The sequence below is a fragment of the Methylobacterium sp. WL8 genome, assembly GCF_008040045.1.
Taxonomy (GTDB): Bacteria; Pseudomonadota; Alphaproteobacteria; order Rhizobiales; family Beijerinckiaceae; genus Methylobacterium; species Methylobacterium cerastii.
In genome coordinates this window covers 23811-50024 of sequence record NZ_VRVF01000006.1, presented here as the reverse complement: position 1 = coordinate 50024, position 26214 = coordinate 23811, and the positions used below count along the sequence as shown (strand labels likewise).

Sequence of the window (26214 nt, the reverse complement as noted above, 5' to 3'; positions counted from 1 at the left end):
GCGTCGGATGTCGTCCGCGCCCCGAGGGGTGCCGGAAACTTGCCCCGTCCGCCGCGGGCGGCTAGCGAGGGCGCCATCCCCCGCCCCTTGCGAAAGCTCGCGATGTCCACCTTGCCGAAGATTGCCGTGTTCGACCTCGACGGCACCCTGGCCGAGACCGCGGGCGACCTGATCGGCACGCTGAACGTACTGCTGGTGCGCGAGGGCCTGCCGGAACTGCCGCTCGCGGAGGCGCGGGACCTGATCGGCGCCGGCGCCAAGGCGCTGATCCGCCGCGGCTTCGAGGCCGCCGGCAAGGGGCTGACGCCCGAACGGCACGAGGCGCTGTTCGCCGACTTCCTGGAGCATTACGGCGCGCACCTGTGCGACCGCTCGCACCTCTATCCCGGCGTGGTCGAGGCGCTCGACCGGCTCGAGGCCGAGGGTTTCCGGCTCGCCGTGTGCACCAACAAGGTCGAGCTCCACGCCGTCGACCTGCTCGACAAGCTCGGCATCGGCGGTCGCTTCGCCGCGATCTGCGGGCGCGCGACCTTCCCCTACAGCAAGCCCGATCCGCGCCACATCACCCTGACGATCGCCAAGGCCGGAGGCGACCCCGCGCGCGCGGTGATGGTCGGGGATTCCCGCGCCGACATCGATGCGGCCAAGGCCGCCGGCATCCCGGTGGTGGCGGTCACCTTCGGCTACACCGACACGCCGGTGGACCGGCTCGGGCCGGACCGGGTGATCGGGCATTTCTCCGAGCTCGCCGACGCGGTCGCCGAGCTGGTGCCGCCGCGGGCGTAGGCGTCTTCGTCCCTAAGCGTAGTCCTCCGGCACCTGCACCTTGCCCGCGCGCAGCACCGTGTAAAGGAACGGCACGAACAGAAGCGTCGCCGGCGTACCGAAGGCGATGCCGCCCATCACGGCGCGCGCCAGCGCCGCGTTCTGCTCGCCGCCCTCGCCCGTGCCGAGCGCCATCGGGATCAGCCCGAGGAACATCGCGCCTGCCGTCATCAGCACCGGGCGCAACCGGGTCTCGCCGGCCAGGAGCGCCGCCTCGATCGCCGAGCAGCCCGTCGCCTCGCGGTGCTCGCGGGCGAAGGTGACGAGCAGGATCGAGTTCGCCGACGCGATGCCCACCGACATGATCGCGCCGAACAGCGACGGGATCGAGAAGGTGGTGCCGGTGACGAACAGGCTCGCGACGATGCCGCAGAAGGCGAGCGGCAGCGCCGCCAGGACCACGAACGGGTCGCCCCAGCTCTGATAGTTCACCGCCATCAGCAGGTAGACCGCCACGAGCGCGATGCTGAGGCCGACGCCGAGGCGCACGAAGGCCGAGTCCATGTTCTCGATCTGCCCGCGCACGGTGATCTTGTCGGGGGCCGGCAGCGCCTTCTGCTCCTCGTCGACGATGGTGCGGATTTCTCGCGCCACCGAGCCGAGGTCGGAATCCTGCACCGCCGCGTAGATGTTGTAGGTCGGCGCGGTGTTGACGTGGTTCACCACCGTCTGCGTCGCCTGGCGGCGCACGGTCGAGACGCTGGACAGCAGGGTCAGCACGCCCGGCTGGTCGCTGTTGGCCCGCACCAGCAGCGGCGTGTTCTGAAGGTCGGTCAGCGAGGCGTTGCGGTATTCCGGCGTCTGCACCCAGAGTTGGTACGGGATGCCGGTCTTCGGATCGGTCCAGAAGTTCGGGGTCACTTGGAAGGAGCCCGACAGGGAGACGTTGAGCCCCTGCGCCACCTGCTGCTGCGTCAGCCCGAGTTCCGAGGCGAGACGGCGATCCACGTCGACGAAGAATTGCGGCGTGCCGACGATCTGGTGGAGGTGCACGTCGACGGCGCCCTTGGTCTCCTTCAGGCGGCGCACGATGTTCTGGGCGACCGCGAGGTCCTTCTCGGCGTTGCGCCCGGACACCTGCACGTCGATCTGCGCCAGCGTGCCGAAGTTGAGGATCTGCGTGATGATGTCGGAGGGCTGGAAGTAGACGATCACGTCGGGGAAGCGCTCGCGCAGCACCTCGCGGAGGCGCTTGGTGTAGGTGCCGACGTCGCCGTGGCCCTCGCGCAGGTTCACCAGCATCTGGCCGTCGTTGTAGCCGACGAAGGAGCCGTCCGAGAACGCGAAGTTGTAGTTGTTCGAGGGCAGGCCGATGTTGTCGAGGATCTGCTCGATCTCGCTCTCGGGGATCACCTCGCGCACCGTCGCGCCGATCGCCGCGAAGACCTGCTCGGCGGTCTCGATCCGCATGCCGGGGCGGGTGCGCAGGTGCAGCGTGAGCTGGCTCGAGGCCACCTGCGGGAAGTAGTCCCGCCCGACGAAGGTGAAGAGCCCGGCGGTGCCGGCGAAGACGAGGACGACGAAGGCGATCGTCGCGACGCGCCGGCGCACGACGACGTGGAGCAGGCCGAGATAGCCGCGGTGGAAGCGTTCGAAGCGAGCCTCGAAGCCGTTCCGGAACCGCCCGGCGAGGTGGAAGACCGGGCGCCCGAGCCAGCCGAGGGCGCGTGTCACACGCCCGCGCCGCGGCGGCGGGGCGGCGGCGTCGTGGTCGCCCCCGTGTCGCTCGACGTATTCGCGGGCGACCAGCACGTCGATCAGCACCGGCACGAGGGTGCGCGAGAGCAGGTACGAGGTCAGCATCGCGAACACGACCGCCAGCGCCTGCGGCGTGAAGAGATATTTCGGCGTGTCGGCCAGCGCGAAGACCGAGACGAAGGCCGCGCAGATCGACAGCGTCGAGATCAGCGTCGGCTTGGCGATGCTGGCCGCGCCCTCGACCACGGACTTGCGGAACGGCTCGCCCTCCTCGAACAGCCGGTAGGTGTTCTCGATCGCCACCGTGGCGTCGTCGACGAGGATGCCGACGGCGAGCGCCAGGCCGCCGAGCGTCATCACGTTGATGGTCTGGCCGAGCGCAGCGAGGATCGCCAGCGAGGTGAGGATCGAAAGCGGGATCGAGATCAGCACGACGATCGTCGAGCGCCACGACCCGAGGAACAGCAGGATCGTCAGGCCGGTCAGGCAGGCGGCGATGGCGGCCTCGTGGATCACGCCCTCGATCGCGGCGGACACGAACACCGACTGGTCGAACAGCGGCTTGATCGCCATGCCGTCGGGCGCCGCGGCCTGGATCTCGGGCAGCACCTTCTTGACGTTGTTGACCACGTCCAGCGTCGAGGCGGTGCCGTTCTTGAAGATCCGCATCAGCACCGAATGCAGCCCGTCCGAGCGCACGATGTTGACCTGCGGCGGCCCGCCGTCGCGGACGTAGGCGACGTCGCGCACCAGAACCGGCTGGCCGGCCACAACCTTGATCGGGATCTCGTTGAGGGCTGAGATCGCGTCCGGCGTGGCGTTGAGCAGGACCGGGTATTGCTGCTCGCCGATCTTCACGAGGCCCGAGGGCACCGTGAGGTTTTGGGCCGTCATCGCGTTGGTGACGTCGAGCGCGGTCAGGCCCAGGGCGCGCAGGGCCTGGAGGTCGAGGTCGACCATGATCTGGCGCGGGGTGCCGCCGAAGGGCGACGGCAGGGTCGAGCCCGGCACCTGAACCAGGCGCTGGCGGATGCGGTACTGCGCGTAGTCGTAGACCTTGGTCAGGCTCTCCTTCGTCGATGTCAGCGCGAGCTGGATCACCGGCACCGAGGAGGCCGAGAACCGCAGTACGATCGGCGGCTGCACGCCCGGCGGCATCGCCGAGCGGATCGAGTTCATCGCCGAGACGACTTGCGTGATCGCGAGGTCGACGCTGACCTCGCCATCGAAGTAGATCTTCTGGATCGCCGTGCCCTGAAGTGTCGTCGATTCCATCCGCTTGATGTTGTTGACGTTGTTCGAGAGCGAGAACTCGGCGTAGGTGGTGATCCGCCGCTCCATCTCCGGCGTGGACAACCCTGTGTAGGTCCAGACCACCACGACCACCGGGATGTCGACGATCGGCAGCACGTCCTTCGGCGCGACGACGATCGCGCCGCCGCCGGCGAGCATCATCAGCACGGCGAGCACGTAGGTGGTGATGCGAAACTTCAGCGCGTACTGGACGAGGCCCATTTGGTCTCCCCGACCCGGCTGCGGCCAGATCATCGCATCATGAATGCAGACGCCACCGAACGCGAGATTTGTTTCGCGATCATGTCGTTGCGCCGCGACGGCGAAGAGGCCGCAGCCGCGTCAGACTCGCCGCCCCCGGCCTGGACGCAGCTTCGGTGCCGGCTTGTCCGGCGCACCCGGGCAGATCCGGCGCAGCTGCGCCCACTCGGCCTCGCTCAGGATGCGCCGGCCGGATGCGGCGGCGCCGGCCTGCGCCCGGATCGTGGCGGCGCGTTCGCGGGTGAAGGGATGGGTGCGCAGGAAGTCCGGGTCGGTCTCCGCGTCGTCCTTGGCGATCCGCTCCAGCATCGTCGCGAGCGCGGCGGCGTCGCCGCCCGCCGCCTGCATCGTGGCGACGGAATAGGCGTCCGCCGCCCGCTCGGCGTCGCGGCTGTAGCCGGCCGAGAGCGCCGCCTGGCCGAGCGCGACGATGACCGTCGAGCCGGTGAGGTCCCCGAGCACGAGGCTGAGCAGGAACGAGGTGCCAGACGCCTGGATCAGCGCCCGCGTCGGATCGCGCAGGGCCACGTGGCCGAGCTCGTGCGCCAGCACGCCCGCGAACTCGTCGGCGCTTCGCGCCTTGGCGATCAGCTCCGAAAGCACGACGACGCGCGCGCCGGGCAGGGTCAGGGCGTTTGCCGTATTGTGCCGGCGCACCGTCACGGCGAGGTCGGACGGCAGGCCGCGACCGGACACGAGGCGGGCGACGAGGCGGTCGAGCACGGCCCGTCCCGCCGGGTCGGCGCAGGCCGGCGGATCGCCCATCAGGTCCAGCACCTGACCCTCGACCGCGGCGCCGAGACGCGCCTCGACGCCGTCCGGTACCAGGGGCGCGAGGAGGCCGGCCGCGACCGGCAGGCCGAGGGCGACCGCGAGGAGGATGGCGACGCCTGCCGCCAGCGACCCGACGACGAGGCGCCAGGTGCCGCCGGCCGTGTCGGCGCGCTTGCGCAGGTCGGGGCAGCGGATTGCGAGGATGGCGGCGAACGTCGCGTCTACTACCTCGACCTGCCCGGGATCGCCCGCGATCCCGAGGCGCAGGAGCGGCGCCTGCGCCTCGCGCGCCCTCAGGTCGTCGAGGTTCCAGTCGCGGTGCACGCCCGGCCCGGTGATCTCGAGGCGGTCGCCGAGGCGCAGGGTCACGTCGTGCGGCGCGGCGCTCCGGCCGTCGAACCAGCGGCCGGAAGCGGTGCTCGACGGCATCAGAACCCGATCTGCAGCGCGCCGCCCACGTCGAGCGCGTCGGCGAGGCCTTCGTTGAGGCCGCTGCCCGGCCCGTGCGTCGCCGCCAGGATCCGGTTCAGGCCGTCCGCGTCGGCGATGTCGGTCGTGGTCGCGACCGCGGCCCAGAGGCGGGCCTGGACGATGCGCACGTGCAGCACCGCGAAGGCGAGCGCGCCGCCGAGATAGAGCAGGCCGCCGCCGAGCGCCGCCGCCCAGGCGAAGCCGTTGCCGCCCGCGGCCCGCGCTGCGAGCCCGGCGAGGAGCGCGATCAGCCCGACCACCGCGACGAAGCCGAGGAGCGACAGCGCGTAGACGAGGTAGGGCCAGTAGAACTGCCGCGCCCGAAGGGTCGAGACGAGGCGGACCGGGCCCAGGCTTGCGGCGTTCAGACTCGCGGCGTTCATGAACACCTTGGCTTCGCGCGCGCGGTAGAGCGGAACCAGCAGGAGCGCGAGCGGAAGGCAGCACCCGGCCGTGACGCCGAGCGCGATCGCGAGGGTCGCGACGCGGCTGCCGCGATAGGCCGGGTTGAGGATGAGGTCGCCGGCCTTGCCGCCGGGCTTGGGCAGGATCAGGTCGGTCGGCAGGGTGAAGTCGTTGGCGGCGAGCAGCGCCAGCAGCACGGCGAGCACCGGGCCGAACGCCACCGCGTAGAACAGCAGCCACGGCCCGACGAGCGAGCGCCCGCGCGCATCAGACGCCATCCGGCTCGTGCCGACCCGGGTGTGGCCGATGCGGTAGCGTTCGAGGCTGGCGCGCATGAACGGGTAGGCGAGGCCCAGCGTCGCGAGCGTCAGCGTCCACCACAGGGCGGCGCGCGCGGCGTAGACGAGGCCCGATCCGTCCTGGCCGAGGCGGACGCCGCGCCACAGGGTGCGCATCGCTCGATAGCGCCGGCCGCGATAGATCGCGAACTGCCCGACCAGGAACAGCAGCACGAAGGAGAGGATCGCCGAGTACGGCGCCAGCGCCGGCACGGTGATGGCGAGGCCGAACAGGCCGACATAGATCACGATCAGCAGCGCGAGCGCCACGAGGAAGCCGAGGAAGAGCTCGCGCCCGGTGCCGGTGTATTCCGCCGGGCTGCCGTCGACGACGGTTCGGCTCCAGAAGAAGCGCCGCAGGTCGGTCATGTACCAGAAGCGGTAGATACCGAAGGTGACGAGCGAGAGCAGGAACCCGACCACCGCGAGCTCGGTGAGGCCGCGGAGCCGTGGGTCGAACGCGATCTCCCCGGTGCGCGGCATCGGTCCCCCTCCTCAGCCTGCGGTGGACGCGTGGTCAGCGCAGCAGCGCGGACTTCTCGACCTGGAGGGCGGCGGCGATCTCGTCGAGGGCCTTGTGCTCGACCTCGCTGATGCCGCCGAAGTCGGCGACGTCGGCGGCGATCAGGAAGATGTCCTGGCGCTGGTCGAGCGGCCGGTCGGCGACGGCCGCGACGTGACGCAGGTTCTCGATCCGCCCGGCCCGGGTCTTGGCGCGGGCGATGCCCTCGTAGAGCTCCTGCTCGATCCGCAGCGTGTCGTACGACTTCTGGAGGATCGGGTTGGCCCGCATCCCCGAGATCGCCGACTCGACCTCCTCCTCGTCGACGTCGCCGTCGGCGATCGTCACGTTGGCGGCGGCCGAGACCGCGGCCTGCAGGAACAGGCCGTCGCCGGCATAGGACATGATCGTCCGGCCGAACCGCAGAATGGCGTCCTGGAAGATGCTCATGCCTACCTCGCGTTCGCCCGACTCACGGGAAACGCCCTCTCCAAGTCAAGCGTTTTACGTCCCGCGACCGGGCCGCATCCTCGATCGATCGATCTTCGAACGCACCGCACGGTCAACAGCAGCGGAACCCGCTGGTGTTGCCGACGCCGAAGCGGGCGTTCTCCCGATGGCGGAAGAACTCGACCTCGCTCATCGGCGCCTGGTCGGGATGGGTGCGTGCGACGTGCGCGGCGTAGGCCGCATAGTCGCCCTGCCCGACCATCAGCCGCGCCCCGTCGCAGACGCATTTCGACAATGCCTTCCAGCGGTCGCGCAGGCTCTGCGAGGCGGCGTCCACCGGCCTACTCCGCCGCGACGATGCGGGCTTCGCTCTCGATCGCGGTCCAGCGGTCGGAGCGGAGCGCCTTCAGGCAGGCGGCGATGCCGAAGCCGGCGATCGCCACGACGAGGCCGATGAACAGGGCGGCCAGCACCGTGTCGATCCGGTCGTTCAGCACGATCTGGCTCATCTGGCCGAGGTTCTTGGCCGGTGCCAGCACCTTGCCCTCTGCGATCGCGCCCGCGTAGCGCTCGGCGTGGGCGAGGAAGCCGATCTTCGGGTCGGCGGAGAAGATCTTCTGCCAGCCGGCGGTGAGGGTGCAGATGCACAGCCACGCGGTCGGGATGATCGTCACGAACGCGTAGCGCTCGCGCTTCATCTTGAAGATCACCACCGTGCAGAGCGTCAGCGCGACGGCGGCCAGCATCTGGTTCGAGATGCCGAACAGCGGCCACAGGGTGTTGATGCCGCCGAGCGGGTCGGTGACGCCCTGGTAAAGGAAATAGCCCCAGGCGCCGACCGCGATGGCGGTGGCCAGGATGCTCGGAACCCAGGCGTTGGTCTGCTTGAACGCCGGCACCGCGAGGCCGACGAGGTCCTGCACCATGAAGCGGCACGCGCGCGTCCCGGCGTCGACCGCGGTGAGGATGAACAGCGCCTCGAACAGGATGGCGAAGTGGTACCAGAACGCCATCATGCCCTTGCCGCCGACGGCGCTGGAGATGATGTGCGCCATGCCGACGGCCAGCGTCGGCGCGCCGCCGGCGCGTGCGATGATGGTGTGCTCGCCGACGTCCTTGGCGGTCTGGACGATGACCTCCGGCGTCGTCGCGAAGCCGAGCTTGGTCACCGCGGCGGCCGCCGTCTCCGGCGTCGTGCCGAGGAGCGCCACCGGCGAATTCATGGTGAAGTACACGCCCGGGTCGATGACCGTGGCCGAGACCAGCGCCATCACTGCGACGAAGCTCTCCATCAGCATGCCGCCGTAGCCGATGAAGCGCGCGTCGGCCTCGCTGGCGATCAGCTTCGGCGTGGTGCCCGACGCGATCAGGGCGTGGAAGCCCGAGACCGAGCCGCAGGCGATGGTGATGAACAGGAACGGGAAGAGCTGGCCGGCCCAGACCGGACCGGTGCCGTCCACGAACTTCGTCACCGCCGGCATCTGCATGTGCGGGGCGACGAAGGCGATGCCCAGCGCGAGGCCCGCGATGGTCCCGATCTTGAGGAAGGTCGAGAGGTAGTCGCGCGGGGCGAGCAGCAGCCAGACCGGCAGGATCGAGGCGACGAAGCCGTAGCCGATCAGCATCCAGCAGAGCTGCGTGCCGGTGAAGGTGAAGGCCGGGCCCCAGACCGGGCTGTCGGCGATCGCGCCGCCGCCGAAGATCGCCGCCATCAGCAGGACGAAGCCGAGGATCGAGACCTCGCCGATCCGGCCGGGGCGGATGGTGCGGGTGTATACGCCCATCAGCATCGCGATCGGGATCGTCGACATCACGGTGAAGGTGCCCCACGGGCTCTCCGCCAGCGCCTTGACGACGATGAGCGCCAGCACGGCGAGCAGGATCACCATGATCAGGAAGGTGCCGAGCAGCGCGATGACGCCCGGGATGGTGCCGAGCTCGGTGCGGATCAGCTCGCCGAGCGAGCGGCCGTCGCGGCGCATCGACACGAACAGGACCAGGAAGTCCTGCACCGCGCCGGCGAGCACGACGCCAGCGAGGATCCAGAGCAGCCCCGGCAGGTAGCCCATCTGCGCCGCGAGCACCGGGCCGACGAGGGGGCCGGCGCCGGCGATCGCCGCGAAGTGGTGGCCGAACAGCACGCTCTTGTTGGTCGGGACGTAGTCGAGCCCGTCGTTGTGGCGGACGGCCGGCGTCTCGCGCTTCGCGTCGAGGCGCATCACCTTCTCGGCGATGAACAGCGCGTAGTAGCGGTAGGCGATGAGGTAGACGCAGATCGCCGCGACGACGAGCCAGAGGGCGTTCACCGCCTCGCCGCGCTCGACGGCGACGATGGCGAGCGCCGCCGCCCCCAACGCTCCGACCAGGGCCCAGGGGCCGTGCCTACCGATCGCGCCCATCGTTCCGCTCCCGAAGCCGGCTCTGAACGGCCGACGATCATGCGCGGTGATGCCGTACTTTTCGAGCGAGGAAAATCCCCCTCCCTCGGTCTAGTCGAGACCCGCGCCGCGTTGTCGCGACGCGTCGCACCACCTGTGCGCTCATCGTTTGACGCTGCGACGCGCGATACCTAGACCGCACACACACCACACGAAACTGCACCACACGAAACCGCACGACACGAAACGGAGACGGATGATGGCGAAGGTCGCGTTCCTGGGGCTCGGCGTCATGGGCGCCCCGATGGCCGGGCATCTGGCCAAGAAGGGCCATTCGGTCACCGTCTACAACCGCACCGCCGCCAAGGCGGAGGCGTGGGTGGCGGCCAACGGCGGCGCGCACGCGCCGACGCCCCGCGCGGCGGCCGAGGGCGCCGAGATCGTGTTCGCCTGCGTCGGCAACGACGACGACCTCCGCGGCGTCGTGCTCGGGCCGGACGGCGCGCTCGCCGGCATGAAGCCGGGCGCGATCTTCGTCGATCACACCACCGCCTCGGCCGAGGTGGCGCGCGAACTCGCCGAGGCGGCCACCGAAGCGGGTGTCGGCTTCGTCGACGCCCCGGTCTCCGGCGGCCAAGCCGGCGCCGAGAATGGTGTGCTCACCGTGATGTGCGGCGGCGAGCAGGCGACCTACGACACGGTCGAGGGCGCGATCGGCGCCTACGCGCGGGCCTGCCGGCTGATGGGTCCGGTCGGCTCCGGCCAGCTTACCAAGATGGTCAACCAGATCTGCATCGCCGGGCTGGTCCAGGGGCTGTCCGAGGGCGTGCACTTCGCCAAGAAGGCCGGGCTCGACGTGGAGGCGGTGCTCTCGGTGATCTCGAAGGGGGCGGCCGGCTCTTGGCAGATGGAAAACCGCGGCGCGACGATGAACGCGGGCAAGTTCGACTTCGGATTCGCGGTCGACTGGATGCGCAAGGATCTCGGCATCCTCCTCGACGAGGCACGTCGCAACGGTGCCAAGCTCCCGGTCTCGGCCCTCGTCGATCAGTTCTACGCCGAGGTGCAGGCCATGGGCGGCAACCGCTGGGACACGTCGAGCCTCGTCGCGCGCCTGGAACGGTAAAAGGCCTCAGGCCAGCTCGGCCATCGCCGCCTCGGGCGAGAGCCAGCGCCAGTCCGCACCCATCTGGTGGCGAAACCAGGTGAACTGGCGCTTGGCGTAGCGGCGGGTGTCGGCCTGCCCGCGCACGATCGCCTCCTCGAGCCCGATCGCGCCATCGAGGTGGGCGATCAGCCCGGGCACCCCGTGCGCGCGCATCACCGGCAGCAGCGGGTCGAGGCGGCGTTCGTGAAGTGCCGCGACCTCGTCGAGGGCGCCCCGGTCGGTCATCGCGCGGAAGCGCAGGTCGATCCGGGCGCGCAGCTCGTCCCGCTCGGGTGCCAGGAAGATCTTCTGCAGCCTTCGTCCCGCAAGCGGGCCTGGCACGCGCTGGCCGTGGAACGCATCGATCGGCCGGCCGGTGGCGGCGTGAATCTCGAGCGCGCGCATCACCCGGGCGCGGTCGCTCGGCCGCAGCCGGGCGGCGCCGGCCGGGTCGCGTACGGCGAGGTCGGCATGCAGCGCCTCGGTCGGCCGACCCTCGCAGGCGGAGCGGATCGCTGTGCGCACCGCGTCCGGCACCGGCGGCAGGTCCGAGAGGCCTTCCTCCAGGCTGCGGAAGTACAGGCCGGTCCCGCCGACGAAGATGGGTAGCCGCCCGTCGAGGTCTGCCAGCAGGGCCGCGGAGTCCCGCGCGAAATGCCCGGCGGAGTAGTTCACTGCGCCGTCGACGTGTCCGTACAGACGATGCGCGACGCGCGCCTCCTCGACGCGATCCGGCCGGGCCGAGAGCACGCGAAGGTCGGCGTAGACCTGCATCGAGTCGGTGTTGACGACGACCCCGCCCTGACGAAGCGCCAGCGCCGTCGCGAGCGCCGACTTGCCCGAGGCGGTCGGCCCTGCAATGAGGATCGCCTCCGGCCGCCCCTGCGACGACGCATTTGAAAGCGGCAACACGAAATCGTCGGCTCCGATGACCCTTGTCGCGACCCTGATAGCAAACGAGGCCCGCCCCGCCATCACCGATGCGGTGCTGGCCGAGGCGCGGCTGGTGCTGGCGACCGAGCACCAGCCGCGCATCCTGCACGGCGAGGTCGCCGCCGAGGTTCTGCTGCCGGGCGCTCCCGCCGCCGCGGCGGCGCTGACTGAACGCCTGCGCACGGCGCTCGGCGGCGAGCCGATCGACGTCGCGGTGTTGCCGGCCGACGCGCACCGCCGCAAGCGCCTGTTCCTCGCCGACATGGACTCGACCATGATCGAGCAGGAATGCATCGACGAGCTCGCCGACACGATCGGCCTGAAGCAGCAGGTCTCCGAGATCACCGAGCGCGCGATGCGCGGCGAGATCGCCTTCGAGCCCGCGTTGCGCGAGCGCGTCGCCCTGCTCCGCGACGTGTCGGCCGGGGTGGTGGACGCCCTGATCCGCGACCGGCTGACCCTGACCCCGGGCGGCCGCACGCTGGTCCACACGATGAACGCGCACGGGGCGCGCACCTGCCTCGTCTCCGGCGGCTTCACGCTGTTCACCGGGCCGATCGCCGAGGCGCTCGGGTTCGACGAGCATCACGCCAACCGGCTCGGGCTTGCGGGTGGACGCCTCACCGGCCTCGTCGACGATCCGATCGTCGGGCGCGAGGCCAAGCGTGCGACGCTGATCGCCCTGCGCGACGGCCTCGGCCTCGCGCCGACGGAGACGCTGGCGGTCGGCGACGGGGCGAACGACCTCGACATGCTCGGGGAAGCCGGTCTCGGCGTCGCGTTCCGTGCCAAGCCCGCGGTGGCGGCGGCGGCGAAGGTCCGCATCGAGCACGGCGACCTCAGCGCGCTGCTTTACCTGCAAGGCTACATGGCGAGCGAATTCGTCGCCTGACCGTCATCAGTGCAGGCTGCGGACGAGCGCGACGACCGCCCCGAGGATCGCGACGGTCTGAAACCCGATCATCCCGAACATCGACTCGATGATGTCGGATTTCGCCGTGGCGATGTCCGCGCGGGCCGAGAGGCGCAGAGCTTCGATGTCGGCCTTCGTCACGATCCGAAGCGCTTCGATGTCGTGCCGGACGTCCACGATGTCACCCTTGGTGGGGATACCGCTGGCGAACACCTCGGGCATGGCGTCGGGCATCCCCTCAGCCTGCTCCGGCGTGAGGTGCGCCTTCTCACGCAGGCTGCGCGCGAACTTCAGCGTATCGAAGGCGACGGCATTCACGGGGTCGGCTGCCTCGCGCACGGGCTCTCATCGGAAACGGAGGGCGACCGGTTCGGTCCGCGCATGCAAGGCGTCAGCGTGTTCCCATCCGCCACGAACGAGAACGCCGCCGCTCGGAATGGGCGGCGGCGTCAGGTGTCGCGGTCGCCTCAGCGGTCGATCAGTCGAGGCCGATCGCCACGAACCGCACGTCGCCGGTGGCGCTCGCCACCAGCAGCAGGACGGACTTGCGAGCGTCCTTCCGCAGGGCTTCGACGCGCTTGGTCACGTCGGCGGGCGTGTTGACTGCTTCCTGGCCGACCTCGACGATCACCTCCCCGGGCTGGATGCGCTTGTCGGCCGCCGTCGAGTTCGGGTCGACCCGGGTGACGACCACGCCCTTCACGCCGTCCTTGATGTTGTACTTGCGCCGAAGCTCGTCGGTGAGGCCCGACAGATTGAGGCCAAGTGCTTGGCGGGTCGCATTCTCGGGCTCCGGCTGGCGCAGGTTGGCGAGCTGAGGCTTGTCGCTGTCCTCCAGGCGGCCGAGCGTGACCGACTTCGTGCTCTCCTCGCCCTTGCGGACGACCACGACGTCGACCTTCTGCCCGACTGGCGTCGAGGCGACGATGCGCGGCAGGTCGCTCGAGGCCTTCACCGGCGTACCGTTGAACTTGACGATCACGTCGCCGACTTCGAGACCCGAGGTCTTGGCCGGGCCCTTCTCGTCGACTCCGGCCACCAGGGCGCCCTTGGCGCCTCCCTTGAGCCCCAGCGCCTCGGCGGTGGCGTCGTCCACGTTTTGGATGCGCACGCCGAGCCAGCCGCGGCGGACCTCGCCGAACTCGCGAAGCTGGTCGATCACCGGCTTGGCCGAGCTCGACGGGACGGCGAAGCCGATGCCGACGGAGCCGCCGGTCGGCGACAGGATCGCCGTGTTGATGCCGATCACCTCGCCGTCCATGTTGAACAGCGGGCCGCCGGAATTGCCCTTGTTGATGGCCGCGTCGGTCTGCAGGTAGTTGTCGTAGGGGCCCGACTCGATGTTGCGCCCCCGCGCCGAGACGATGCCGGCCGAGACCGAGCCGCCGAGCCCGAACGGGTTGCCGATCGCGATCACCCAGTCGCCGGCGCGCATCTTGTCCGAATCGCCGAAGGGCACCGCCTTGAGCGGCCGCTCCGCCGTCGGCTTCACGCGCAGGACGGCCAGGTCGATCTTCGAATCCTTGCCGATGATCTCGGCCTTCAGCTTGGTCCCGTCGTGCAGGATCACCTGGATGTCGTTGGCGTCGCCGATGACGTGGTTGTTCGTGACGACGATGCCCGACGCGTCGATGATGAAGCCGGAACCGAGCGAACTCGACTTGCGCTGCTGGCGCGGATTCTCGCTCTCGCCGCGCTGCTCGTTGCCGCCGCGTCCGCCGCGCTTGTTGAAGAACTCCTCGAACAGGTCCTCGAACGGCGTGCCCGGCGGCAGCTGCGGTCCTGCGCGGTTGCCGGGGCGCGCTTCGACGGTGGTCGAGGCTGAGATGTTGACGACAGCGTCGTCCACCTTCTCCGCGAGGTCGGCCAACGATTCCGGGCCCTTGGCGTAGGCTGGCATCGCCACCGACGAGGACGCGATCAGGATCGCGGCGGCGACCGTTCGCGCTGAGCGGCGGAACCGGGCGAAGGGATGCGCGGGCGCGCTCGCGACGGGGTACATGATCGACCTCTTCAAGAACGCGTTTCCGGAGCTGCTTCTTATGGACCGTCAGGACGGCCGGCGGTTCGTCCGCCACCTTTCAAGATCGTCGGCGGCCCGCCCGCTTCAAGGGCGGGCCGCCTGCATAATCGTCAGCGCGCGGTGCCGGTCGAGCCTGTCGTCGCGGACGGGTCGGCGCCTCGCGGCGCACCGCCCTGGGCCGCCTTGCCCTGCGGATCGCTGAAGTAGCGGAAGAAGTCCGAATTCGGGCTCATCACCAGCCGGGTCTCGGAGCCCTTCAGCCCGGTCTCGTAGGCCTGCATCGAGCGGTAGAAGCTGAAGAAGCTCGGGTCCTTGCCGAAGGCTTCGGCGAGGATGCGGTTCTTGTCCGCGTCGCCCTGACCCCGAAGCTTCTCGGCCGTCTGCGTCGCGTCGGCGAGGATCACGGTGACGTCGCGGTCTGCCTTGGCCTTGATCGTCGCGGCGATCTGGTCGCCGTTGGCGCGGATGTCGGCGGCTTCGCGCTCGCGCTCCGTCTTCATCCGGCGGTAGACCGCGACGCTGTTCTGCGCCGGAAGGTCCACGCGGGTCATGCGCAAGTCGACGATCTGCACGCCGAGCGCCTTGGCCTCACGGTTCACGTCCTCCTGGATCTGGTTCATCAACCGGGTGCGCTCGGTCTTGACGATGGCGTCGCGGGTCGAGCGGGCCAGCACGTTGCGCAGGGACGAGTTGGTGAAGCTCGCCAAGCGCTGATTGGCCAGCGCGACGTTGTTCACCGACTGGTAGAACCGCAGCGGGTCGATGATGCGGTAGCGGGCGAAGGCGTCGACCTCCAGGTTCTGGCGGTCGGCCGTCAGCAGGGTCTGTACCGGCAGGTCGAGGTCGAGGACGCGCTTGTCGAACAGTACGACGTTCTCGACGAAGGGCAGCTTGAAGTAGAGTCCCGGCTTGTCCTCGCCGGTCTGGTTCAGGACGGCGCGGACGCGGCCGAACTGGAGCACCAGGGCCTGCTGCATCTGCCCGACGGTGAAGACCGAGGCGTAGAAGGCGAGCGCGAGCGCGGCGGCGATGACCGCCGAGCCGGTGCGGATGGCCTGTGCGTTCATCGGGCCGCTCCATTCGTCTGCGCCGGGGCGGGGGTGCGGGACCCGAATTCGGCCAGCGGCAGCACGGGCACGACGCCCGCCGCACCAGTCGCGCCGGAACCGGCGACGCCCTGGTCGATGATCACCTTGTTCACGGAGCCCAGCACCTTCTCCATCGTCTCCAGGAAGATCCGCTCGCGGCTGATCGTCGGCGCGGTCTTGTAGGAGGCGTAGACCTCGTCGAAGCGCGCGGCCTGTCCGGTCGCGTCGGCGGTGGCCTTGGTCTTGTACGCTTCCGCCGCCTGGACGATCTGCGAAGCGCGCCCGCGGGCCTGCGGAACCTCGCGGCTCGCGTAGGTCTTCGCCTCGTTCTGCGCCGTGTCGGCGTCCTGCTGCGCCGCGTTCACGTCGATGAAGGCGGGCCGGACCTCCGGCGGTGGGTTGACGCTGACGAGCTGCACCACCTCGATGCGGACGCCGGCGCCGTACTCGTCGAGGGCGTTCTGGGTGATCTCCTTGACCTCCTGGGCGACGCTCGACTGCTCGTTCGTCAGGATCGCCTGAATGTTGCGGCGGCCCACGACCTCGCGCATCGCGCTCTCGGCGATCGCCTTGATCGTGCCCTCGGGGTTCTGGAGGTTGAACACGTAGTCCGAAGCCTTCAGCGGGTTCACGCGCCACTGCACCTCGAAGTCGAGGTCGACGATGTTCTCGTCGCCCGTGAGCATCAGGCTCTCGTCTGGCATGTCCCGGGTGCGCGCCTGGGCGCCGCCGGCGGACCGGAAGCCGACCTGGATCGAGTTCACCTGTCCGACGTTCGGCTTGATCACGCCGCCGACCGGATAGGGGAAGTTGTAGCGCAGGCCCTCTCCCTTCGAGCCGACGTAGCGGCCGAAGATCGTCTCGATGCCGACCTGGTTGGGGGCGACCGTGTAAAAGCCCGTCGCGAGCCACAGGCCCACGGCCAGCGCCCCGATCACCACGAAGCTCTTGCCGCCGCCGAGCGAGCCGCCAGGCATGACGCCGCGCAGGCGGTCCTGGCCGCGCCGCAGGAGATCCTCGAGATTGGGGGGCGTCTTACCGCCGCCGCCGCCACCGCCGCTGCCCCAGGGGCCGCCGCCATTGCCGCCGCCGCCACGACCCCAGGGACCTCCCCCGCCGCCACCGCCGCCGCTCTGATTGCTCCAAGGCATGCTAGCCGTCTTCTCCTGCCTGCTGCGGGGTCGCCCGCGCGCCAACGGTTCGAACCGCCCACGCGGCCCGCGACCGTGTCCAAACCTGCCCGGATGAGGCAGCCACCGGAACGAGCGGAGGCCTACGCACCTGCGAGGGACCGTCGCCTGCTGTCAAGGCAGGCAGGTGGGCATCGCCGCCCCCTTTGGCAACCGCGACCCGACGCCCCTGCACATCCGTGCGAAATCGTGGTTTTCACGGGATGCGTTCGAGGTCCACGAACGTGTAGGCGTGCTCGTCGTGCGGGCCGGCCGGATGGGCCTCGCGGAAGGTCTCGCGAAACACGCTCCGGTCGAAGTCCGGGAAGCGCACGTCGCCCTCGGGACTCGCCGCCACCTCGGTCAGCCGCAGCGCGTCGGCGTGGGGCAGCGCGAGCCGGTAGATCTCGGCGCCGCCGACCACCATCAGTTCCTCGGCCGAGGCCGCCGCCAGCGCCTGCGCCCAATCGTGCACCGTCTCGACGCCCTCGACCATGAAGCCGCGGTCGCGGGTCAGCACCAGCGTGCGCCGCCCGGGCAGCGGGCGGCCGATCGAGGCGTAGGTCTTGCGGCCCATCAGCATCGGCTTGCCCATGGTGACGGCCTTGAATCGCTTGAGGTCCCCGCGCAGGTGCCACGCGAGCCCGTTGTCCCGGCCGATCACGCCGTTCTCGGCCAGGGCCACGACGAGGATGATCCGCGGCCGCGCGCCGGCGATCGAAGCGGGCATCAGACGGCCACCGGTGCGCGGATCGCGGGATGGGGGTCGTAGCCCTCGATCGCGATGTCCTCGTAGCGGAAGGCGAACAGGTCGCGGATCTCGGGGTTGAAGCGGAGCGTCGGCAGCGGGCGCGGCGCGCGGGCGAGTTGGAGGCGCGCCTGGTCGAGGTGGTTTCGGTAGAGGTGCGCGTCACCGAAGCTGTGGACGAAGTCGCCGGGCCGGAGCCCCGTCACCTGCGCGATCATCGCGGTGAGGAGCGCGTAGCTCGCGATGTTGAACGGCACGCCGAGGAAGGCGTCGGCCGAGCGCTGGTAGAGCTGGCACGAGAGGCGCCCGTCCGCGACGTAGAACTGGAACAGGCAGTGGCAGGGCGCCAGCGCCATCCGGTCGAGGTCGGCCGGATTCCAGGCCGAGACGACGAGGCGGCGCGAATCGGGGTTGCGGCGGATCTCCTCGACGACCCAGGCGATCTGGTCGACGGTGCCGCCGCCGGGCTTCTCCCAGGAGCGCCACTGCTTGCCGTAGACCGGGCCGAGGTCGCCGTCCGCGTCGGCCCACTCGTCCCAGATCGTCACCCCGTTGGCGCGCAGCGCGGCGACGTTGGTGTCCCCGGTCAGGAACCACAGCAGCTCGTGGACGATCGAGCGCAGGTGCAGCTGCTTCGTCGTGACCAGCGGAAAGCCACGATCGAGATCGAACCGCATCTGGTGCCCGAACACCGAGAGGGTGCCCGTGCCGGTGCGGTCTTCCTTGGCGCAGCCCTCGTCGAGGATGCGGGTGAGCAGGTTGTGATACGCGTCCATCGGCGACCTTCCTGCCCGCCTTCGCGCGTGTTGCCAAGCATGCTCTCCCGAGATCGGCATCCGGGCGGAGCCCGACATGGGACTGGATGGTGCGGTCCGACCTGCTATCTCTTCGCCCATGAGTTCACTCGCGTCCGTTCCCCGTCCGCGCGACCAGATCCAGGGCGCGCGTCCGCCCTCCGTCGAGCGGCTCCTCGGGCATCAGGTTGCTGCCAGTCTGATCGAGACCTTCGGGCGGACCGCTGTCCGAGACGCCGTCCGCGAAGACTTGGCGGCGATCCGCGCCCGCGCCGAGGGCGTCCCGGACGAGCCCGCGATCCTCGCCGCCGTCGAGGGGCGCCTGTCTGCGCTGTCGCGCGCTTCGCTGCGCCCGGTCTTCAACCTCACCGGCACGGTGCTGCACACCAACCTCGGCCGCGCCCTGCTGCCGCCGGAGGCGGCCGAAGCGGTGTCCGCAGTGATGACCGGGGCTGCCAACCTCGAATTCGACCTCGCCACCGGCGAGCGCGGCGAGCGCGACGACCACGTCGAGGCGCTGATCTGCCGGCTGACCGGGGCCGAGGCGGCGATCGTCGTCAACAACAACGCGGCCGCCGTCTTCCTCGTCCTCAACGCCCTGGCGATGCGCAAGGAGGTGGTGGTCTCCCGCGGCGAACTGGTGGAGATCGGCGGCTCGTTCCGCGTCCCCGACGTGATGGCGCGGGCCGGCTGCCGCCTTCGCGAGGTCGGCACCACCAACCGTACGCACCTGCACGACTTCGACGAGGCGCTTGGCCCGCGAACCGGCCTGGTGATGCGGGTGCACCCGAGCAACTACGAGATCCGCGGGTTCACGGCGCAGGCCCGGGAGGACGAACTCGGCGCGCTCTGCCGCGCCCGCGGCGTGCCGCTGGCCGTCGACCTCGGCAGCGGCAGCCTGGTGGATCTCGCCGCCCACGGCCTGCCGCCGGAGCCGACCGTGCGGGCAGCGCTGGCGCATGCCGACCTCGTCACCTTCAGCGGCGACAAGCTCCTCGGTGCGGTCCAATGCGGGATCGTCGCCGGGCGGGCGGACCTGTTGCGGAAGATCCGCAAGAGCCCGCTCAAGCGGGCGCTGCGCGTCGACAAGATGACCTACGCCGCGCTCGAGGCGACGCTGCGGCTCTACCTGAACCCCGAACGGCTCGCCGAGCGCTTGCCGACTCTGCGGCTGCTGACCCGGAAAGCCGAGGCGATCGACGCGCAGGCGCGCCGCCTTGCGCCGGAGGTGGCGCGCCGCCTCGCCGGCCGGGCGGAGGTGGCCGTCGCCGCCTGCAGCAGCCAGATCGGCTCGGGCGCGCTGCCAGTCGAGACCCTGCAGAGCGCCTGCCTCGTGCTCACCCAGGCCGCCGGCGACGGGGCGCGTCGCGGCGGCGCCTGGCCGAAGCGCATGGCGGCGGCCTTGCGCGCCCTGCCGGTTCCGGTGATCGGCCGCATCGCCGACGGCGCGGTACACCTCGACCTGCGCACGCTCGAGGACGAGCCGGGGCTGCTCGCGAGCCTCGACGGTCTCGGCGCGTGATACGGTAAGCTGCTCTGCGTGACGCGCTTTTCGACCGAAAGTCGTCACCGCCCTCTCAACGACCGGAGATATCGTGTTATGCCGGGCGATCGGGGCAACGGGGGAACGCGACGGATTTCCGTGCGTGGCGATGTGGACGACTGAGATGGCGTGCATGACGGAGGAGTTGCGGGAGCCGCCCGGGGCGGAGTTCGACCGGACCAGGGATCCCCTGCTCCTCGACAACCAGCTCTGCTACGCCCTCTACGCGGCCGCGCACCGGATGACGAAGTCCTACCGTCCGCTCCTCGAACGGATCGGTCTGACCTACCCGCAATACCTCGTGCTGATGGTCCTGTGGGAGACCGACGGCGTCACCGTCTCCGAGATCGGCCGGCGCCTCCGCCTCGATTCCGGCACGCTGACGCCGGTGCTGAAACGCCTGGAGACGGCCGGCCTGCTGCAGCGCAACCGCCGCCGCACCGACGAGCGCGAGGTCGAGATCGCCCTGACCGAGAAGGGTCGCGCCCTGCGTGCCGACGCGGCGGAGGTGCGCCAGAGCGTGATGTGCCAGCTCGACCTGACTGAGCCCGAGGTGCAGGCGATGCGGATCGACCTGAACCACCTGATCGACAGCCTGTCGAAGGACTGATCCTGGAAGGCGCCTAAGGCGCGGCTTCCCTGGCGATGCCGGCGAGCCCGGCCTCGTAGACCCCGGCGATGTCGGCGACCGCCTCCGCCTCGGTCATCCCCTCGGCCTCGAAGTGCGCGGTCCAGGTGATGGTCGCGCCCTTTCCGGCGCCCCCGCCGATCGGCGCCACCGAGAGCGTCGCGGCGTAATCCTTCACCGGCAGCGGCCCCGAGACCAGCCGGTAGGAATAGCTCATCGCCGCCTCGTCCCGCGCCGTCTCGGTCTCGATCAGCGTGCCGAGCCCGCCCGCCGCCACCAGCGCGCGCACCGGCGCGCCGCTTTCCGACGACAGCGTGCAGCGCGTCACCTGTGGATGCCAACGCGCGATGTCGCAGAATCCGCCGACCAGCGACCAGACCGCTGCGGGCGGCGCGGCGACGACGCGCGAGCGGGTCACCTCCAGCGCGAACGCCTCGGATGGGACGGCGGCGCCGATGGCTGTCGCGAGGAGCAGGCCCGGCAACGGCCTGCGGTGGACGCGTCTTCCCGGTCTCATTGGCATGGTCCGCTTCGAACGCCCCGTCCCCAACTCCGACATAGGTCGAAAGCCGCCGCGATCACGCCTCCGCCGCGAGGATCGCCCAGCCGTGCGGCGGAAGGCGGATGCGGCCGGCGGGCGCAGAGAGGAGGTCGGCCTGGCCGGCTTCCAGCCCGCGCGCACCGGGCGCCGGCTGCTCGGTGGGCTCGTCCGACAGGTTGAGGGCGAGGAGGAGCCGGTGCCCGTCGCCGCGGGTCTCCAGCGTCATGGCGGTGTTGGTCAGGTGCAGCGTCCGCGTTCGCGCCGTATGGAGCCAGGGGTTCCGGCGCCGCAGGGCGACGAGGTCCTGATGCAGCCTGTAGGTCGGCCAGCCCTCTGGGGCGAGGTCGTCGGGCGACGGCGGAAAGGCGGGGCGGATCGCGTCGTCGCCGCCTTCGCGCTCCTCCTTGAGGCCGCGGAAGGCCTGCTCGTCGCCGGCATAGATCGAGGGCGTGCCGCCGACCGTGAACAGCACGGCCAGAGCGTGGGGCAGGTGCCGGATGTCGGCGAGCCGGCTGGCGATCCGGGTCACGTCGTGGTTTCCGACGAAGGTCATCGGCACGAAGGCTTCGAGGAATGCATCGTGCCGCTTCAGGGCGTGGGCGAGCTCGAACAGGTTGCGGTCGTTCAGTCCGGACCAGATCGCCTTCCACAGCTCGTACTGCGTCACCGAATCCAAGCCCGTCTCGGCGACGACGCCGGCGTAGTCGCCGTGGATCACCTCGCCGACGAAGTAGGCCTCGGGATGTGCGGCGCGGACCCGCGGCAGGACGCGGGTCCAGAACGCCCGCGGCACGGCGTAGGCGGCGTCGAGCCGCCAGCCGTCGGCGCCGCGGGCGAGCCAGTGGTTCATCACCGCCACGACGTGGTCGGCGACCTCGGGATGGTCGTGGTTCAGCGTGACGAGGGCGCGGTGGCCCTCGAAGCAGCGGTGGTCCGGCACGTCGCCGGGGTTCGTCCCCTCCGGCCAGGTCAGGTGGAACCACCCGGCCTGCGCCGCCGACGGCCCCTCGTCGAGCACCGCGCGGAAGGCGGCGAAGTCCTGCCCGACATGGTTGAACACGCCGTCGAGCAGGACCTTGAGGCCGCGGCCATGGGCGGCCGCGACCAGGCGGTCGAAGTCGGAATCGTCGCCGAGGCGCGGATCGATGCGCAGGTAATCGATCGTGTCGTAGCCGTGGGTGGAGGACGCGAAGATCGGCCCGAGCGCCAGCCCGGTCGCGCCGAGGTCGGCGGCGTAGTCGATCCAGGCGGCGACCTGGTCCAGGCGATGCGCGGTCGCCATGCCGCGCCGGACGGTCTGCTCCGCCCCGACGAAGCCGAGGGGGTAGACCTGCCACCACACGGTGTCGCGTATCCAATCGGGCATGTTCGTCGTCGATCCTCGGCCGGCGCGGCCACGCCCGACAGATAGGGCGGCCCCGCGGAAATCAGCGGCGGAGCCGGTTGCCGAGCACGAAGCCGTAGAGCCCCATCAGGATGATTCCGGCCGCCCCCTCGATGCCGACGAGCAGGTTGGTGAAGCGGCCGATCGGCTTCACGCCGATCTCCGGCGGGTTCGCCGTCATCATGTTGAGCGCGCTGTAGCTCAGCCAGTCGACGGCGTTGCGGGTCGGCTCGCTGGATCCGTCCGGGATCAGGCCGCCGGCGAGGCCGAACAGGGCGGCGAAGGCGACGATGAGGATGGCGAAGGCGCGGGCGATCCGCGACAGGCTCTCGCCGTAGTCGCACAGCCACTCGACGAAGCGGTCCGAGGTCCAGCGGTAGCCATGGCGGAGGACGGCACGCCCGTCTCGGGCGGTCCAGGCCGCGCGGGTCTTCTGGCCTGCTTCGAGCCGGCCCATGCGGCGGCCGCGCTTGTACGCCCAGCTCGCCTCGTCGTGGCTGCCGATGCTCTTCAGGTTCTGCTCCAGGGCGAGGTAGCTCGCCTGCGCGCCAGCGTAGTCGCCAGCCGCCTCCTCGCCGACCATGCCGTCGAGCTGCTCGATCCGCATCCGCGTGCCGTTGAGCCAAGCGCCGGCGAAGCGCGCGTGGCGCAGCTTGCAGGTGACGAAGTTCAGCCGCACCAAGCTGGTGTCGGAGAGGTCGGCGCCGGAGAGGTCGGCGCCGTCGAGCTTGACGTTGGAGAGGTTCGCACCGCGTAGGCGCGAGCCCACGAGGCGGGCCTTGGTCAGGCTCGCGCCCTCGAAGTCGGCATGCGTCAGGTTCACGTCCGAGAGGTCGGCCTCGTCGAGGCGCGCCCGCTTGAAGCTGGTGTCGTCCGCATCCGCGCCGGTGAAGTCGGCGCCCCACAGGTCGGCGCCGGAGAAGTCCGCGCCGTCCAGCAGCGCCTTCGGGAACTTCGCGAAGCGCAGGGCCGCGTCGTCGAAGCGCGCATCCTCCAGCATCGCCTCGCGGAAGCTCGCCTGGCCGGCGACGATGCCGCGGAAATCCGTGCCGCTGAGGTCGGCCTCGCCGAGGTCGGCCTCCTCCAGGATCGCATACGAGAAGTCGGCCGAGCGTCCGACCGCCCCCGACAGCGTCGCCCGCCGCAGGTTGGCGTGCGAGAGGTTCGCGCCCTCCATCCGCGCCCGGTCGAGGTTCGCGTCGGCGAGATCGAGGCCGCCGCATTCGGCGTCCCACCAGGCCGGCGGAGGCAGCGCGGCGTCGATCCGGCGGGCGAGCGCCGCGCCGCCGGCGTCGAGGCGCACGAGGTCGAGCCCGTGCTCGCCGGCCCCGAACGGCGCGCCCTGGGCGGCGGCGATCCGGTCGAGGACCGCCTCGGTCCGGGGATCGCGCGGGGCGTCTGCGGCGCGCGGCGCCGGGATCTCGTTCCGGTCGGACAATCGGGGTCGTGCTTTCGATGGGGGCCGGCGCGAGCCGTAGCACGGCGAGGCGCCCGGCGCCGACCCTGCCAGTGCGCGGCGTTTGCCGCACGCAGCCGAGCGGACCCTTTCGCGCCGACGAAGGGTTCTTCTTTGAGGATCGCGAAGGTTGGAGTTTCGAGGATGACGGATTCGGTGCAGCTCGATCCCTACGAGGGGCCGGCCGGCGGCTGGGGGTCGGCGAAGTCGCTCACCGAGATCCTCCTGCGCGAGCAGATCCCCGTCACCGGCGGCCTGATGCTGCGCCACCAGAACAAGCCCGGCGGCTTCATGTGCGTCAGTTGCGCCTGGGCCAAGCCCGGCAAGCCGGCGGTGTTCGAGTATTGCGAGAACGGCGCCAAGGCGACCGCCTGGGAGGTCACGCGCAAGCGCATCGGCGCCGAGTTCTTCGCCGCCCACACGGTCACCGAGCTCACCGGCTGGCGCGACTACGACCTGGAGGAGCTCGGGCGCCTGACCGTGCCCCTGCGCTGGGATGCGGCGAGCGACCGCTACCTGCCGGTCTCGTGGGATGCCGCCTTCGCGGAGATCGGCGCCGAGTTGAAGGCGCTCGATCCGAAGGCGGCTGTGTTCTACGCCTCCGGACGCGCCTCGCTCGAGACCTCGTACATGTACGGCCTGCTGGCGCGGCTGCACGGCAGCAACAACCTGCCCGACTCGTCGAACATGTGCCACGAATCGACCTCCGTGGCGCTTCCAGAAAGCATCGGCTCGCCGGTCGGCACGGTGCTGCTTGAGGCGTTCGAGCACACCGACTGCATCCTGTTCTTCGGGCAGAACCCCGGCTCGAACGCGCCGCGGATGCTTCATCCGCTCCAGGATGCGAGCCGCCGCGGCGTCCCGATCATCACCTTCAACCCGTTCCGGGAGCGGGGGCTGGAGCGCTTCACCAACCCGCAGGCGCCGCTCGAAATGCTGACGAAGTCCGAGACGCGGATCTCGTCGCAGTACCTGCAGGTCAAGGCCGGCGGCGATTTCGGGGCGATCTACGGGATCTGCAAGGCGCTGCTGGCGCTCGACGACGCGGCGATCGCGAGCGGCGCCGAGCGCGTGCTCGACACCGCCTTCATCGCCGAGCACACCCACGGCTTCGAGGCGTTCGCGGCCTCGGTCCGCGGAAAGTCCTGGGACGAGCTGGAGCGGCGCTCGGGCCTGACCCGCAAGGCGCTGGAGCAGACGGCGGCGACCTACGCCAAGGCGAAGGCGACGATCGGCGTCTACGGCATGGGGCTGACCCAGCACCGCATGGGCGTCGAGACCGTGCAGGCCCTGGTCAACCTGCTCTTGATGCGCGGCAACATCGGCAAGCGCGGCGCCGGCATATGCCCGGTCCGCGGGCATTCCAACGTCCAGGGGCAGCGCACGGTCGGCATCACCGAGAAGCCGGAGTTGGTGCCGAACGACAAGCTGCGCGAGCTCTACGCCTTCGAGCCGCCGATGGAGAAGGGTCTCAACACCGTCGAGGCCTGCGAGGGTATCCTCGACGGTTCGGTGAAGGCGTTCGTGGCGCTCGGCGGCAACTTCATCCGCGCGGTGCCGGAGACCGCGCTGATGGAGGAAGCCTGGAAGACGCTTCGCCTGACCGTCCAGATTTCGACGAAGCTCAACCGCAATCACCTGATCCACGGCGAGGTCGCCTACATCCTGCCCTGCCTCGGCCGAATCGAGATCGACGAGCAGGCCGGCGGGCGGCAGGCGGTGTCGATGGAGGATTCGACCGCCTGCATCCATGGCTCGAAGGGCTATGCCGAGCCGGCCGGACCCGAGCTGCTGTCCGAACCGCGCATCGTCGCCGGGATCGCCAAGGCGACGCTGACGCCGAACCCGCGGATCGACTGGGATCGCTGGGGCGGCGACTACGCCAGCGTTCGCGACGCGATCGAGGCGACCTATCCCGACCAGTTCAAGGACTTCAACGCGCGGATGTGGACGCCCGGCGGCTTCCGCCGGCCGATTCCGGCCGCCGACCGCACATGGAAGACCGACACCGGCAAGGCGAACTTCGTCACGCCGCGCAGCCTGTCGGCCGACCCCGACACCGAGCAGGCCGACCCCGAGGTGATGCGGCTCATCACCATGCGGTCGAACGACCAGTTCAACACCACGATCTACGGCTACGACGACCGATTCCGCGGCGTGAAGGGCACGCGAATGGTGCTGTTCATGAACCGCGACGACATCGCCCGCCTCGGCCTGCGCGACGCGCAGACCGTTCACCTCGTCGGCGCGACGGACGACAAGGTGGTGCGGCGGGTCGAGGGCTTCCGGGTGCTGGCCTACGACATCCCAACGGGCTGCGTCGGCGGCTACTACCCCGAGTGCAACCCGCTGATCCCGCTCTGGCACCATGCCGAGCGCAGCAAGGTGCCAGCGGCGAAATCCGTACCCGTGCGGATCGAGGCCGCTTCGGCCTGATCCTAATCCCGCTGGG

General features: G+C 70.3%; 22 protein-coding genes. 6 read left to right on the top strand and 16 right to left on the bottom strand.

The window, feature by feature from the left end:
- Positions 1 to 102: 102 nt before the first annotated feature.
- Entirely contained in the window at positions 103 to 786 is a 684-nt protein-coding gene (locus tag FV234_RS03920) for an HAD family hydrolase (RefSeq protein WP_147828161.1), read from the top strand.
- Between the two features lie 12 nt (positions 787 to 798).
- Here the strand turns inward: FV234_RS03920 and FV234_RS03915 are convergent, their stop codons facing one another.
- The 6 genes from FV234_RS03915 to FV234_RS03890 form a co-directional block, all read right to left on the bottom strand.
- Positions 799 to 4038 (bottom strand): efflux RND transporter permease subunit, encoded by a 3240-nt coding sequence (locus FV234_RS03915; RefSeq protein WP_147828160.1) that lies wholly within the window; start codon positions 4036 to 4038, stop codon positions 799 to 801.
- A 120-nt stretch (positions 4039 to 4158) separates the two neighbouring features.
- Positions 4159 to 5280 carry a M48 family metallopeptidase gene (locus FV234_RS03910; RefSeq protein WP_147828159.1) on the bottom strand — a complete coding sequence of 374 codons (1122 nt, stop codon included), beginning with the start codon at positions 5278 to 5280 and terminating at the stop codon, positions 4159 to 4161.
- Entirely contained in the window at positions 5280 to 6548 is a 1269-nt protein-coding gene (locus FV234_RS03905) for a DUF898 family protein (protein WP_147828158.1), read from the bottom strand. The genes FV234_RS03910 and FV234_RS03905 overlap by 1 nt, the downstream gene beginning before the upstream one ends.
- Positions 6549 to 6582: 34 nt before the next feature.
- Positions 6583 to 7017: a tellurite resistance TerB family protein gene (locus FV234_RS03900; RefSeq protein ID WP_147753323.1), complete on the bottom strand. Its 435-nt coding sequence runs from the start codon at positions 7015 to 7017 to the stop codon at positions 6583 to 6585.
- Between the two features lie 112 nt (positions 7018 to 7129).
- Positions 7130 to 7354: a YbdD/YjiX family protein gene (locus tag FV234_RS03895; RefSeq protein ID WP_147753324.1), complete on the bottom strand. Its 225-nt coding sequence runs from the start codon at positions 7352 to 7354 to the stop codon at positions 7130 to 7132.
- 4 nt (positions 7355 to 7358) lie between these two features.
- Entirely contained in the window at positions 7359 to 9416 is a 2058-nt protein-coding gene (locus FV234_RS03890; protein ID WP_147828157.1) for a carbon starvation CstA family protein, read from the bottom strand.
- Between the two features lie 148 nt (positions 9417 to 9564).
- Between FV234_RS03890 and FV234_RS03885 the strand changes: the two genes are divergently transcribed.
- Entirely contained in the window at positions 9565 to 10521 is a 957-nt protein-coding gene (locus tag FV234_RS03885; RefSeq protein WP_348643050.1) for an NAD(P)-dependent oxidoreductase, read from the top strand.
- Positions 10522 to 10527: 6 nt separating this feature from the next.
- On the opposite strand, the gene miaA is transcribed toward FV234_RS03885, so the two are convergent.
- Positions 10528 to 11454 (bottom strand): tRNA (adenosine(37)-N6)-dimethylallyltransferase MiaA, encoded by a 927-nt coding sequence (gene miaA / locus FV234_RS03880; RefSeq protein ID WP_238271361.1) that lies wholly within the window; start codon positions 11452 to 11454, stop codon positions 10528 to 10530.
- A 16-nt stretch (positions 11455 to 11470) separates the two neighbouring features.
- Here miaA and serB point away from each other — a divergent pair, with 16 nt between their 5' ends.
- On the top strand, positions 11471 to 12367 hold the full coding sequence (serB, locus tag FV234_RS03875) for a phosphoserine phosphatase SerB (RefSeq protein ID WP_147828155.1): 897 nt from the start codon (positions 11471 to 11473) through the stop codon (positions 12365 to 12367).
- Between the two features lie 6 nt (positions 12368 to 12373).
- On the opposite strand, the gene FV234_RS03870 is transcribed toward serB, so the two are convergent.
- The 6 genes from FV234_RS03870 to FV234_RS03845 form a co-directional block, all read right to left on the bottom strand.
- Positions 12374 to 12727: a DUF1640 domain-containing protein gene (locus FV234_RS03870; protein WP_306422415.1), complete on the bottom strand. Its 354-nt coding sequence runs from the start codon at positions 12725 to 12727 to the stop codon at positions 12374 to 12376.
- Positions 12728 to 12866: 139 nt separating this feature from the next.
- Positions 12867 to 14390, bottom strand: a complete 1524-nt coding sequence (locus FV234_RS03865) for a DegQ family serine endoprotease (RefSeq protein ID WP_147828206.1) — start codon at positions 14388 to 14390, stop codon at positions 12867 to 12869.
- A 131-nt stretch (positions 14391 to 14521) separates the two neighbouring features.
- Positions 14522 to 15478 (bottom strand): protease modulator HflC, encoded by a 957-nt coding sequence (gene hflC / locus FV234_RS03860; RefSeq protein WP_147753329.1) that lies wholly within the window; start codon positions 15476 to 15478, stop codon positions 14522 to 14524.
- Complete coding sequence (gene hflK / locus FV234_RS03855; RefSeq protein ID WP_147828154.1) at positions 15475 to 16650, bottom strand: FtsH protease activity modulator HflK; 1176 nt, start codon at positions 16648 to 16650, stop codon at positions 15475 to 15477. The genes hflC and hflK overlap by 4 nt, the downstream gene beginning before the upstream one ends.
- 235 nt (positions 16651 to 16885) lie before the next feature.
- On the bottom strand, positions 16886 to 17398 hold the full coding sequence (locus FV234_RS03850; RefSeq protein WP_147828153.1) for a dihydrofolate reductase: 513 nt from the start codon (positions 17396 to 17398) through the stop codon (positions 16886 to 16888).
- Positions 17398 to 18192: a thymidylate synthase gene (locus FV234_RS03845; protein WP_147828152.1), complete on the bottom strand. Its 795-nt coding sequence runs from the start codon at positions 18190 to 18192 to the stop codon at positions 17398 to 17400. The genes FV234_RS03850 and FV234_RS03845 overlap by 1 nt, the downstream gene beginning before the upstream one ends.
- A gap of 118 nt (positions 18193 to 18310) precedes the next feature.
- Between FV234_RS03845 and selA the strand changes: the two genes are divergently transcribed.
- Positions 18311 to 19732: an L-seryl-tRNA(Sec) selenium transferase gene (gene selA, locus FV234_RS03840; protein ID WP_147828151.1), complete on the top strand. Its 1422-nt coding sequence runs from the start codon at positions 18311 to 18313 to the stop codon at positions 19730 to 19732.
- 154 nt (positions 19733 to 19886) lie between these two features.
- Positions 19887 to 20363, top strand: coding sequence for a MarR family transcriptional regulator (locus tag FV234_RS03835; protein WP_147828150.1), 477 nt, complete (start codon positions 19887 to 19889; stop codon positions 20361 to 20363).
- Positions 20364 to 20376: 13 nt separating this feature from the next.
- Here FV234_RS03835 and FV234_RS03830 read toward each other — a convergent pair whose 3' ends face one another.
- The 3 genes from FV234_RS03830 to FV234_RS03820 all read right to left on the bottom strand — a co-directional run bounded on the left by FV234_RS03830 (position 20377) and on the right by FV234_RS03820 (position 23744).
- Complete coding sequence (locus FV234_RS03830; protein ID WP_147828149.1) at positions 20377 to 20898, bottom strand: SRPBCC family protein; 522 nt, start codon at positions 20896 to 20898, stop codon at positions 20377 to 20379.
- 61 nt (positions 20899 to 20959) lie between these two features.
- Positions 20960 to 22288 (bottom strand): alpha-amylase family glycosyl hydrolase, encoded by a 1329-nt coding sequence (locus FV234_RS03825; protein ID WP_147828148.1) that lies wholly within the window; start codon positions 22286 to 22288, stop codon positions 20960 to 20962.
- Positions 22289 to 22349: 61 nt separating this feature from the next.
- Complete coding sequence (locus FV234_RS03820) at positions 22350 to 23744, bottom strand: pentapeptide repeat-containing protein (protein WP_246686109.1); 1395 nt, start codon at positions 23742 to 23744, stop codon at positions 22350 to 22352.
- A gap of 162 nt (positions 23745 to 23906) precedes the next feature.
- On the opposite strand from FV234_RS03820, the gene FV234_RS03815 reads away from it, so the two are divergent.
- On the top strand, positions 23907 to 26198 hold the full coding sequence (locus FV234_RS03815; protein WP_147761505.1) for an FdhF/YdeP family oxidoreductase: 2292 nt from the start codon (positions 23907 to 23909) through the stop codon (positions 26196 to 26198).
- Positions 26199 to 26214 lie beyond the last annotated feature (16 nt).

Coding starts and splice junctions, on each gene's coding strand:
- FV234_RS03920 (WP_147828161.1), top strand. CDS start 103: ATGTCCACCTTGCCGAAGATTGCCGTGTTCGACCTCGACGGCACCCTG.
- FV234_RS03915 (WP_147828160.1), bottom strand. CDS start 4,038: ATGGGCCTCGTCCAGTACGCGCTGAAGTTTCGCATCACCACCTACGTG.
- FV234_RS03910 (WP_147828159.1), bottom strand. CDS start 5,280: ATGCCGTCGAGCACCGCTTCCGGCCGCTGGTTCGACGGCCGGAGCGCC.
- FV234_RS03905 (WP_147828158.1), bottom strand. CDS start 6,548: ATGCCGCGCACCGGGGAGATCGCGTTCGACCCACGGCTCCGCGGCCTC.
- FV234_RS03900 (WP_147753323.1), bottom strand. CDS start 7,017: ATGAGCATCTTCCAGGACGCCATTCTGCGGTTCGGCCGGACGATCATG.
- FV234_RS03890 (WP_147828157.1), bottom strand. CDS start 9,416: ATGGGCGCGATCGGTAGGCACGGCCCCTGGGCCCTGGTCGGAGCGTTG.
- serB (WP_147828155.1), top strand. CDS start 11,471: ATGACCCTTGTCGCGACCCTGATAGCAAACGAGGCCCGCCCCGCCATC.
- FV234_RS03865 (WP_147828206.1), bottom strand. CDS start 14,390: ATGTACCCCGTCGCGAGCGCGCCCGCGCATCCCTTCGCCCGGTTCCGC.
- hflC (WP_147753329.1), bottom strand. CDS start 15,478: ATGAACGCACAGGCCATCCGCACCGGCTCGGCGGTCATCGCCGCCGCG.
- hflK (WP_147828154.1), bottom strand. CDS start 16,650: ATGCCTTGGAGCAATCAGAGCGGCGGCGGTGGCGGCGGGGGAGGTCCC.
- FV234_RS03850 (WP_147828153.1), bottom strand. CDS start 17,398: ATGCCCGCTTCGATCGCCGGCGCGCGGCCGCGGATCATCCTCGTCGTG.
- FV234_RS03845 (WP_147828152.1), bottom strand. CDS start 18,192: ATGGACGCGTATCACAACCTGCTCACCCGCATCCTCGACGAGGGCTGC.
- selA (WP_147828151.1), top strand. CDS start 18,311: ATGAGTTCACTCGCGTCCGTTCCCCGTCCGCGCGACCAGATCCAGGGC.
- FV234_RS03835 (WP_147828150.1), top strand. CDS start 19,887: ATGACGGAGGAGTTGCGGGAGCCGCCCGGGGCGGAGTTCGACCGGACC.
- FV234_RS03830 (WP_147828149.1), bottom strand. CDS start 20,898: ATGAGACCGGGAAGACGCGTCCACCGCAGGCCGTTGCCGGGCCTGCTC.
- FV234_RS03825 (WP_147828148.1), bottom strand. CDS start 22,288: ATGCCCGATTGGATACGCGACACCGTGTGGTGGCAGGTCTACCCCCTC.
- FV234_RS03815 (WP_147761505.1), top strand. CDS start 23,907: ATGACGGATTCGGTGCAGCTCGATCCCTACGAGGGGCCGGCCGGCGGC.